The 10,388-nt window shown below is 32.0% G+C and carries 10 protein-coding genes; 1 reads left to right on the top strand and 9 read right to left on the bottom strand.

The genetic code is table 11. The features are described from left to right. Window positions 1-292 precede the first annotated feature (292 nt). The 6 genes from Q0929_RS07900 to Q0929_RS07875 all read right to left on the bottom strand — a co-directional run bounded on the left by Q0929_RS07900 (window position 293) and on the right by Q0929_RS07875 (window position 5,855). Window positions 293-2,035, bottom strand: a complete 1,743-nt coding sequence (locus tag Q0929_RS07900; protein ID WP_299239524.1) for an ABC transporter substrate-binding protein — start codon at window positions 2,033-2,035, stop codon at window positions 293-295. Continuing rightward, entirely contained in the window at window positions 2,032-2,727 is a 696-nt protein-coding gene (locus Q0929_RS07895; RefSeq protein ID WP_299239523.1) for an isoprenyl transferase, read from the bottom strand. Before Q0929_RS07895 ends, Q0929_RS07900 begins: the two co-directional genes overlap by 4 nt. Continuing rightward, window positions 2,724-3,437 (bottom strand): tol-pal system protein YbgF, encoded by a 714-nt coding sequence (ybgF, locus tag Q0929_RS07890; protein WP_299239521.1) that lies wholly within the window; start codon window positions 3,435-3,437, stop codon window positions 2,724-2,726. Before ybgF ends, Q0929_RS07895 begins: the two co-directional genes overlap by 4 nt. Window positions 3,438-3,447: 10 nt before the next feature. Beyond that, window positions 3,448-3,651, bottom strand: a complete 204-nt coding sequence (locus tag Q0929_RS07885; protein WP_299239519.1) for a hypothetical protein — start codon at window positions 3,649-3,651, stop codon at window positions 3,448-3,450. Window positions 3,652-3,780: 129 nt separating this feature from the next. Next, window positions 3,781-5,001, bottom strand: coding sequence for a sigma-54 dependent transcriptional regulator (locus tag Q0929_RS07880; protein ID WP_299239517.1), 1,221 nt, complete (start codon window positions 4,999-5,001; stop codon window positions 3,781-3,783). Then, window positions 4,998-5,855 carry a hypothetical protein gene (locus Q0929_RS07875; RefSeq protein ID WP_299239515.1) on the bottom strand — a complete coding sequence of 286 codons (858 nt, stop codon included), beginning with the start codon at window positions 5,853-5,855 and terminating at the stop codon, window positions 4,998-5,000. Before Q0929_RS07875 ends, Q0929_RS07880 begins: the two co-directional genes overlap by 4 nt. Before the next feature lie 473 nt (window positions 5,856-6,328). Between Q0929_RS07875 and Q0929_RS07870 the strand changes: the two genes are divergently transcribed. After that, complete coding sequence (locus Q0929_RS07870) at window positions 6,329-6,760, top strand: DUF2203 domain-containing protein (RefSeq protein WP_299239514.1); 432 nt, start codon at window positions 6,329-6,331, stop codon at window positions 6,758-6,760. 449 nt (window positions 6,761-7,209) lie between these two features. On the opposite strand, the gene Q0929_RS07865 is transcribed toward Q0929_RS07870, so the two are convergent. Genes Q0929_RS07865 through Q0929_RS07855 form a run of 3 tightly spaced genes read right to left on the bottom strand, consistent with a single transcriptional unit; the run spans window position 7,210 to window position 10,031 of the window. After that, a complete protein-coding gene (locus Q0929_RS07865) occupies window positions 7,210-8,160 on the bottom strand; it encodes a 2-dehydropantoate 2-reductase (protein WP_299239512.1) in 951 nt (316 codons plus the stop codon). Next, window positions 8,157-9,227 carry a threonine synthase gene (thrC, locus tag Q0929_RS07860; RefSeq protein WP_299239510.1) on the bottom strand — a complete coding sequence of 357 codons (1,071 nt, stop codon included), beginning with the start codon at window positions 9,225-9,227 and terminating at the stop codon, window positions 8,157-8,159. Before thrC ends, Q0929_RS07865 begins: the two co-directional genes overlap by 4 nt. A gap of 15 nt (window positions 9,228-9,242) precedes the next feature. Next, window positions 9,243-10,031 carry an ABC transporter ATP-binding protein gene (locus Q0929_RS07855; RefSeq protein WP_299239508.1) on the bottom strand — a complete coding sequence of 263 codons (789 nt, stop codon included), beginning with the start codon at window positions 10,029-10,031 and terminating at the stop codon, window positions 9,243-9,245. Between the last annotated feature and the right edge of the window lie 357 nt (window positions 10,032-10,388).

Raw genomic sequence — 10,388 nt, 5'->3', positions numbered from 1 at the left:
AATCAATACAGGCTTAAAAGCCTAATGTTCTGATTCAGGCTTTAGGAAGTTGTAGGAAGGACAGTCTAAAACATTCTGAGCGGTCTTAAAAGACCAATGACAGAAACTTGATCTGTCCTTCCTTTTTCTCTCATGTCTGTAATTATTATAAAACTTATTCTCTTAAAGTTTAAAAATTTTTGGTATACTTAATATACGATGACACCATTGGGTCGTTCTTTGCCATCCTGAAGACTTTAGTCCGAAGTATCTCCTTTTTAAATTCTTTGAGAATTACCACTTTTTCATATTCTCACTCTTTTATATAAACATACTCATCTTTATACCAGCCCCAAACAGTAGGAAAAACATTTTTTAGCTTATTCCTTACTGCTACCATTTCCTGCGGTGCAACTATAAAAATCATGGGTTGTTGTTCTCCGATGATTTTAAATGCTTTTTTGTAAAGCTCGTCTCTTTTATTTTGGTCAAGCTCTACAGCGGCAAGGTTAAAAAGTCTATCTACTTCAGCTTCCCAATCAGTAGCCGGCTTTTGTTGTTTTGGATTCCACATATGCATATGACCGGACGAAAGCCATACATTTTGGCTAAAATATGGGTCCATACTTCCGGTTAATCCAATGATTACAGCTTCAAAATCATAGTTAGACATTAGCTTTGAGACTAAGTTATTAAAATCAAGCCCTTGAAAGTTTACTTCAATCCCTATCTTTCTTAAATCTTCTTTTAAAATATTTCCAATTGCTTCTCTTTCTTTATTCCCTGCATTTGTTATAAGCGTAAAGCTTAGCTTATGACCTTCATTATCGTACAAATACCCGTCCTTCCCTTCTTTAAACCCGATAGATAATAAAATCTCTTTTGCTTTTTGAAGATTGTACGGGTATTTTGGATAATAATTTTCATCATAAAGCCTTCTGTCTGCCGGAGTCACTGCCGTGTAAATTGGCGTTGCAAGTCCATTGTAAACTATATTTTTTATTCCTTCCCTATCAACTGCATATGAAATAGCTTGTCTAAATTTTGTGTTTTGAAACCATTTTAATTTGTATTTTTCAATCGGTGCTTTTGGATTTTGATTAAAAAATAAAAACAACGTAGAAGGTGTAGCCCCAAGATTGTAGATTGTATAATCTCCTTTTTTTGCATTTTCTAAAAGCTTAGATAAATCGGTAGCTCTTACGCCGTATATATCAGACTCTCCTGACAAAAATTTAACTAAAGAAACATCAGGGTCTTTTATTATCTGTGATTTTATAGATACTATATATGGTAATTTTTGACCTTTTTCATCTTTTTCCCAGTAATAAGGGTTTCTTTCATATATTACATACTGACCTTGAACGTATTTTACAAGCTTATATGGACCTGTTCCGATTATTTGGGTTGGGTCTGTGTTAACCGTCCAAGTAGATGGAAATTTTCCCTCTTTGACTGATTTTTCTAACACATGCTTTGGTAAAATTGGCTGTGAAACTGCATTTAAGAAAACAGCAAAAGGCTTTGGAAGTGTAAATTTAACTGTTTTATCATCTACTTTTTCCACTTTAAAAGGTTTGCCTTCAACTGTCAAAACATCCTTAGCTGAAGATGGAATGTTTGGATTGTAGTAAATTTGATTATACGTAAAGACTACATCATCGGCAGAGACCGGCTTTCCATCAAACCATTTTGCATCTCTTAGATGGAAAATCCATACAGTGCCGTCTTTGTTTACTTCCCACTTTTCTGCTAAATCTGGCTCTGGTAGTAGTGTTTTAACATTTGTTTTCGTAAGCCCATTGAACAACATTCCTATTATTGCCGTTGAGCTCGTCTCTTGTGCCATTACCGGATTTAACGTTTTAGCATCTGCAGACAAAGACCTTTTTAGCTCTCCACCTTCAACGCCAATGGCAGGTTCAAGGTTCTTTATATCTAAGGTTTTTATTGGATATTCATTCTTTGAATTCGATGGCTTTATAAGATGAAATGGTAAAAAGAATAAAAGAATAACTCCAAAGGTAATTAATAAATTTTTAATGAATTCTTTCATACTCTTCCAAAACGCCTATCTCTGCTTTGATAATCATAAAGAGCTTTCAAAAACTCTTCTTCATCAAAATCCGGCCATAAAACATCGGTAAAGTAAAGCTCAGTGTAGGCAAGCTGCCATAGTAGAAAATTAGATATTCTTTTCTCTCCGCTTGTTCTGATTAACAGATCTGGGTCTGGAATTTCTGGAAGATATAGATAATTTCTAAAACTTTCTTCATCGATCTTTTCAGCATTACTTTTAAGTATTTTATTTACAGCGTCAACAATCTCAGCCTTTCCGCTGTAATTTAGTCCTATGATAACCGTAAGGCTACTACAATTCTTAGTTTCATCTTCAGCTTTTTTCATAGCTTCTAAAACACTATCCCATAGACCTTCTTTTCTTCCCATAAATAAAAGCTTTATATCATTTTCTTTCAAAAACGGTAGTTTTTCATGAATATATTCTACAAACAACTGCATTATTGCATTAACTTCTTCTATGGGTCTTTGCCAGTTTTCTGTTGAAAATGCAAATAAAGTAAGATATTTTATACCTACCTTTTTAGCGAATTTTATTGTTCTCTCAACAGTCTTAACACCTTCTCTATGACCATAAACTCTATCCAGACCTCTCATTTTAGCCCATCTGCCGTTTCCATCCATGATGATGGCAACATGTTCAGGTATCTTAAACAGATTTTCTATCACTTAAGAACCTCAAGCTTTTTCTTTGCAAAAGATGCTGGCTCTGAATCTGGATATTTATTTATTAAATCCTGTAAATACTGTTTTCCTTTTTCTACATTTCCAAGCTCAATGTAAGAGTATCCAAGTTTTAACATTGCATCTGGATATTTATTACATTTTTTAATCTTTCCTTCATCACATTTTTTTAAGAATATTTCCCAAATATCAATTGCATCTTTGTATTTCTTTTCTGCATAAAAAGTTTGACCTGCCCAGAAGATTGCATTTCCATAAAGGTCAGAATCAGAATATTTCTTAAGAAACTCTGTAAAAGCTTTTCTTGATTCTTCTATATTTCCTTTAAAATACAAGTCTAAAGCATATTGATACAATTGCTTATCATTTTGTGGAACAGTAACTTCTTCTTTTCCTTCTCTCTTGATTTCCTGCGGTTGTGGTGGGGTTTGCGAAGTCGGTGAAGGTATAGGTGCTTGTCTTGTCATTTTCAATTTTTCTATATCTGCTGAATTTTCTGCAACTTTTTGAGAAAGTTTATCTAAGCGAGCATTGATGTTTTTTATATTTTCTGTGTTGTCATTAGTCCTATCTTTTAATTCATTTACTTCTTGTCTTAAATTTAGTAATTCTCTCTGTAATATAGTTATTTTATCTTCAGACGCACAGGAAAATAAAAATATACTGCCAAATCCTAAAATTAAAATTTTTTTCATCATAAACCTCCTATTTAAAGAAAAATAATAATATTATTATTGCAGATGTAGTACCAAGAGCTATTATGCTAATTTCTGCCAAGAAAAGCAATGGATTTGACATATGTAATAAGTATTTATCAAGCAAAAACGCTATAAATGGCAATCCCATCAAAGAAGTAAGAAGAACAATAATAAAAACAGGATTTTTGAAAAGTTTTTTCATTTTTGCCATATTTCCTTATGTTTTTATGATTTTATTATTATAGCATTTTTAAAACACGTCAATGGCTTGCAAAAATCAACACCATTATTTCTACCTTTTACTTCTCACTTTAAAAAGATTTGAAACATTCTTAAATTCTTATATTTCAATCTTATATTGTTTTATTTTCCTCCACAAGGTAGCAGGACTGATTCCAAGAAGCTTAGCAGCTTTGCGTTTATTTCCTTTTGATTTCTTTAATGCTTCTACTATCCTTTTTTCTTCATTAAAAAGAACCTCTTCTGAAATTTCTATATTTCCTTCCTCTGAAAAATGAACAAATTCAGAGTTTAGGTCTTCCACGTCTATAATTTCTTTGTTGGCTGTGAAAATGCTAACTGCTTCTAAAAAAGCTCTAAGTTCTCTAACATTACCATACCAATCTTTTGAAACTATCACATCCATAGCTCGTTGCGTAATTCTCTTGTTTTTCTTAGCTAAAATACTGTTTACTATCAAAGGAATATCTTCTTTTCTCTCCCTTAGAGGTGGAATTTCTATTCTAACCACGCACAATCTATAAAATAAATCACTTCTAAAATTTTTATTCTGAATCTCTTTAACCAAATCTTTGTTGGTAGCAGAAATTATTCTTACATCAGATTTTCTTGGTTTGCTTGAACCAAGTCTTTCAAATTCTTTCGTATCTACAAAAACTAATAACTTTGCTTGGGAAGTTAAAGAAAGGTCACCAATTTCGTCTAAAAACAATGTTCCGCCGTCTGCAAGCTCAACTTTACCAGGTTTAGAGCTAACAGCTCCGGTAAATGCACCTTTTTCATAGCCAAAAAATTCTGACTCAAAAAGTGTATCCGGAATGGCTGAGCAGTTTACTGATACAAAATTATTTCTACTTCTAACGCTGTTTAAATGAATCCATTTAGCAAGCTTTGATTTTCCTGTTCCTGTTTCTCCAGAAATTAAAACAGATACATCTGATTGAGCTACCAAAGAAGCCCTTTCTAAGATTTTTTTCATCTTTATGTTTTGGGTGTTAAAGACCATAAAATCTTCGTCTATCTTTTCATCTTTTGTCTCTAAAAATTGGAATAGATATCCTTTTGGATTGTTGAAATAATCATACAAGACTGTGGTTTTAAAATAGCCTTTAAATTGAATTCCTCTTTTGCTTTTTAGAAATATTACAAATTCTTTTTGGTCTAAAAATTCTTTAATATTTCTATCTGTAAATTTATTAAGATTTTCATCTATTAAGTCAAAATGTTCATAACCAAGAAGTTCTAAGAGACTTTCACTAATTCTTTTTATCTTTAAATTTTCATCTGTAATGATTAAATATAATTCATCTATGTAGTTCATTTGCTACTTTGCAACTTCTCCATCAATTTTTGATATTCAGTAGTATTGTTATTCTTTTGGTAAATTTTTGCAAGGGCTAAGATTATATTTTTATCATTTGGATATTTTTCTAAAGCTTTTTTTAAAATATTCTCTAATCCATCAATCTCATAACCACTATTATATAGAGAGATCAAAAATTCTATGGCAGGCATATAATCTTCCTTGATTGAAAGAGCATCTTTTGCAGATTGGATAGCAAGTGGTATTTGTCCAAGCTTATAATAAAGAGTTGCTACTTTATATTTAAGTTTATAATCACTTTGATTTTCAGCAAAAGCTCTTAAATAAAAGAAAATAGCATATCTATAATTACCGATGTTTTCATATTCAACTGCTTTATTTTTAAAAAAGTCGTATCTACTTGCAATCGGTGTTTGGACTGAATTTTTAACTTCTTGTGTTTGAGGTTGAGGTAAATTTATCGGCGGTAAATTTATTGGCTGCTTTACTACTTGATTTATTGGTGGTAAATTTAAGCTTTGTTCTTGTATACTTTTTATTAATTCTTCATCTGTTTTTATCTCATTATTGATGGCTAAATCTACATTTTTTAACTTTTCACTAAGTTCATTTATTAACACATCCGAATTAATAAAATCTTCAACAATTTTAATCTCAGACTTTCTATTTTTTAGATAATCATAAAATAGATAGCCAATAACGATATAAGAAAGTATAACTAAAATAACTATTATTTTAAATTTTATTGATTTTTTCTCTTCTTTTACGATACCAACTAATGGATTTATATCTTTTTTTTCTGTTTCTTCTATCTCTTCACTTGCTTTTTTTAAAAACTCATCTGTTCTCATTCCAAATTGTCCCAAAATATTCTTAGAAATCTTTTTTGCTTAATATCTTATCGTATACGTCGGGTGAGAAATTTAATAAGAGTAGGAGATTCTTTGCCGGCCGCAGAATGACAAATAATGCCAAAACCAAGAAAAATAATAGAGATAAACGTGAGTTTATTACATTTAGTAATTGCCGAAGTATCAAATAATGTGAATTTTAGTAAGTTATCAAAAAAAGTATTAACATCATCCAAAACCTTCAAGTAAGTTAAGATTCTACAGAGACTGTTCCAAAAATCAAGATTGTTATTCTGAGCGAAGCGAAGAATCTCTTTTTTATCGTTTTTTAAAATAAGAGGTTCTTCGGCCAACGGCTTAGGACGACACGAAAATGTAAGCTTAGGAGAATTTTGGAGCACTTTTCTATCATAATTGATAACCTGAATTTTTGATATAATTTAAATGGAAAAGTCGGCACAGGAGTATATAAAATGATAATGAGATATTTTACAGTAAAAGAAGCAAATGCTATATTACCTCAAATAAAAGTATTAGTTGAAGAAATCATAGAAAAAAGAGAAGAGATTTATAGTTTGGTCAGTAAATACGAAGAATTGAAAGAATTGTCTGAAAAAAACGATTTAGAAGAGCTTGAATACATGTATGCAAAAAGCAAAATCCAAATCTTAGATGATGAAATTAAAGAACTTGTTGATACTATTCAAAATTTTGGAGTAATGGTAAAAGGTGTTGACCCAGTTTTAATTGATTTTCCGGCAAAAAACGGAGAGGAAGAAATACTTCTTTGCTGGAAAGAGGATGAAGATGAAATAATGTATTGGCACGGTGTGTATGAAGGATTTAGGGGTAGGAAGCCAATATCAATGTTAAAGCCGGACAAAAGAAGCCCGTATAATTTTTGACTTTGAAAGTGAAGAATAAATCCGTGGTGAAATGGTGCGTAGAAAGTTTTTTGAATTTTTATTAGTTGTAGTGAATACAATTTTATCGTCTTTTGTCATTGTCGATAGTTTTTTAAGCGTCCGGAGGGTGTTTTAAAATTTTTGTAAGCTTGCTCTTGTCTATCATCCTAAGGAACTTTAGTCCGAAGGATCTTTTTATCTAATATGTTGGCTAAGAAATTTAGTAAAGTAGGAGATGATTCTTTACCGGCTGCGGAAATGACGATACTTTACTTTTCTAAATCTAAATTTTATAAAAATCGCTAATTTTTCACCAAGACATTAGTAAAAAGTTAGTAATTTTTGTAAATCTAAAGACGATTCTTCAGAATAAAATCCTCTTGACATACAAAGCAACGAATAATGAGTAAATTATACAGACGATTCAAGAACCACCCCCTACTCACTTTTTACCTATTTATCAATTTCTTTTCTCTAAATCTAATCAAATTTGTAATCGTAAAATTAACCTTTGGCAGATAGCCTACACTTTCACCAAGCTTTACAATAGCACCATTTAAAGCGTCTATCTCTGTTCTTTTACCCGATTTCAGGTCGTAATACATTGATGGGAAATGGTCTTTTGTTGGTGGAATTAATTTTTCGTAAAACAGTTTTTTATAATCTTCCGGATTGTCAAAATTTAGCTGTATATTATTTAGTTTTGCCACTTGAAAGATTTCATCGATGATTAAATCCATTATTTCTTTTGTTTCTTTATTTTCTTTTAGCGTTCCATAACTACACTCAAGCAACGCACCAAGAGGATTTAACGCACAGTTATAAAGTATCTTATCCCATAAGACTTTATAAACATCCTTAGAAAAAGAAGCAGGAATGCCGGCATGTTTTATTGTGCAAACTACATCTAAAACTTCTTGGTCTTCTAATAGATTCTCCGGCTGTCCTATTCTTACATCATCTGCGTTTACGGTTATGTAAGCATGAAAAGGTTCAATTAATTTTGAGCCAAAAATCACTCTGCCAAGTAAAATTTTTGATTTGTTTATATATTTTGATGCTGTTTCATAGTTTCCATAGCCGTTTTGGGTCAATAGTATTTTGGTTTTTGGTTTTATAAGCGGAAGTATCTTTTTTATAGTTTCTTCTGTGTCAAAAGACTTAACGGCAACTATGATTAAATCAAAATCTATATCTTTTAAATCTTCTATGTTAGATGTTATTAGATCAAGCTTTGCTTTATGGTTGCCCCAAATTCCTTCAACTTGTAAAGTATTGTCTTTTAAAAACTCTACATGATGATCTTTTACTAAGCCGTAAACATTATGCTTTGATTCTTTTAAAAAGGTAGCAAATATTGTTCCAACAGCTCCAAGTCCTACGACAAGGATATTTTTCATATCAGTTCTAAAAATCTTGCTATCTCTTCTAAGTTTGGTGGAAGTTCTACTGGTTTTTCGCTTGCTTTTATTACTGTGTCCGGGTCTTTAAGTCCGTTTCCTGTAAGTGTGCAAGTGATAACTTCTCCACCTTTAAATAAACCTTTTTTAACAGATTTTATCACTCCTGCCACTGATGCAGCAGATGCCGGCTCACAGAATACACCTTCCGTTGATGCTACAAGTTTGTAAGCATATAAAATTTCATCATCAGAGACTGCGTCTATAAAACCACCACTTTCTTTTGCTGCTTGTAGTGCTGGCTGCCAGCTGTAAGGATTGCCTATCTTAATTGCTGTTGCTATTGTTTGTGGATTTTTTATAGGAAATCCTTTTACAATTGGTGCTGCTCCTTCCGCCTGCCATCCTATCATTCTTGGAAGTTTTTTAACCTTTCCAAGTTGATGGTATTCTTTATATCCTTTCCAGTATGCTGTAATGTTTCCTGCATTACCAACGGGTATAAAATGAAAGTCTGGTGCTTCTTCAAGGTAATCGCAAATTTCAAATGCTGCTGTTTTTTGTCCTTCTATTCTGTAAGGATTTACAGAGTTTACAACTTCAACAGGATATTTTTCTCCTATTTCTCTAACAATTTCTAAAGCATCGTCAAAATTTCCCATAACCGCTATTATTTTTGCTCCGTATACCATTGCTTGGGATAATTTTCCTATGGCAACGGCTCCTTTTGGAAGTAAAACGTATGCTCTCATTCCCGCTTTTGCTGCATAAGCTGCAGCAGATGCAGAAGTGTTTCCGGTAGATGCACAGATTACAGCTTCTTTTCCATTTTCTTTTGCTTTTGAAATTGCCATAGTCATTCCACGGTCTTTAAAAGAACCGGTTGGATTAAGTCCTTCATATTTTAAATAAATCTGTAAATTTAAGTTTGGTGCTATTTCTTTTGATAAATTATCAGCCTTTATAAGCGGTGTGTTTCCTTCATGAAGTGTTATGATTGGAGTATTTTCATTAACCGGTAGATACTGTCTGTATGCTTCTATGATTCCTTTCCATTTACAACCCAAGAAAAAATGCCTCCTTTATTTTTTAAGATTGTTATTAAGCTCTTTCATCAACTCTTCCGTTATTGGACCTTCTGGGCTTCTGCTAATAAACTGCTGAACTATTGGGTCTGGATGGTTTTTAATCTCCTCAGGCGTTCCGATAGCATAAATAACACCTTTATGAATCATAGCTATTCTATCTGCAATGCTAAAAGCACTTTCAAGGTCATGGGTAACTACGATAGAAGTAACTCCAAGCTCATCTCTAAGCTTTAAAATTAATTTATCAATCATTGCAGCAGTTACAGGGTCAAGTCCGGAAGATGGCTCATCATAGAGTATGATTTCTGGATTGTAAGAAATTGCCCGTGCAATGGAGACTCTTTTTCTCATACCACCTGATAACTGAGAAGGATATAAATTTTCTATATCTTTTAAACCAACCAGTGCAAGCTTTTCTTTTGCAAGGTTGTATATATCCTTTTCCGGCATTTTTGTATTTTCTAAGTAGTAAAAACCTACGTTTTCCCAAACTTTTAAACTATCAAACAGTGCTCCTTCTTGAAACAGATAGCCTATTTTCTTTCTAAATTCTATTAATTCAGTATCCTTTAAAGATGTGATATCAACGTTATCAATATAGATTTTTCCTGATGTGGGTTTTAAAAGTCCGATAATGTGTTTGATAACGGTACTTTTACCGCTACCACTACCACCCATAATAACAAAGACTTCAGACTTTTTAACATCAAATGATATATTCTTTAAAACTTCTCTATTTCCAAACTTTTTTGTAAGATTTTCAACCTTTATTTTCGTATCCATGCTAAACCTCATAAAAATTATAACATCATTTTTAAATAAAGTGAGAATGAGGGTGTTCCAAAATTTTTGTAAATTTACCTTTCCTTGCCATCTTAAGGACGAATTACGAAGGATCTCTTTTTTGATTTCTTGGCTTGAAAAGAAAAAACATGAGATTCTTCGCTTCGCTCAAAATGACAAATAAGGTAATTGTTAACATGCTTTCACTTTTTCTGTCATCGTATATTAAATATACCAAAAATTTTTAAACTTTAAGAGAATAAGTTTTATAATAATTACAGACATGGGAGAAAAAAGGAAGGACAGATCAAGTTTCTGTCATTGGTCTTTTAAGACCGTTCAGGATGTTTTAGACTG

Source organism: Sulfurihydrogenibium sp. (assembly GCF_028276765.1).
In the GTDB taxonomy this organism is placed as follows: Bacteria; Aquificota; Aquificia; order Aquificales; family Hydrogenothermaceae; genus Sulfurihydrogenibium.
This window is presented reverse-complemented; position numbering and strand designations above follow the sequence as displayed.

Excerpts from the sequence above, each read along its gene's own strand:
- Q0929_RS07855 (WP_299239508.1), bottom strand. The coding sequence starts at position 10,031 with ATGGATACGAAAATAAAGGTTGAAAATCTTACAAAAAAGTTTGGAAAT.
- Q0929_RS07865 (WP_299239512.1), bottom strand. The coding sequence starts at position 8,160 with ATGAAAAATATCCTTGTCGTAGGACTTGGAGCTGTTGGAACAATATTT.
- Q0929_RS07885 (WP_299239519.1), bottom strand. The coding sequence starts at position 3,651 with ATGGCAAAAATGAAAAAACTTTTCAAAAATCCTGTTTTTATTATTGTT.
- Q0929_RS07875 (WP_299239515.1), bottom strand. The coding sequence starts at position 5,855 with ATGAGAACAGATGAGTTTTTAAAAAAAGCAAGTGAAGAGATAGAAGAA.
- Q0929_RS07900 (WP_299239524.1), bottom strand. The coding sequence starts at position 2,035 with ATGAAAGAATTCATTAAAAATTTATTAATTACCTTTGGAGTTATTCTT.
- ybgF (WP_299239521.1), bottom strand. The coding sequence starts at position 3,437 with ATGAAAAAAATTTTAATTTTAGGATTTGGCAGTATATTTTTATTTTCC.
- Q0929_RS07880 (WP_299239517.1), bottom strand. The coding sequence starts at position 5,001 with ATGAACTACATAGATGAATTATATTTAATCATTACAGATGAAAATTTA.
- Q0929_RS07870 (WP_299239514.1), top strand. The coding sequence starts at position 6,329 with ATGATAATGAGATATTTTACAGTAAAAGAAGCAAATGCTATATTACCT.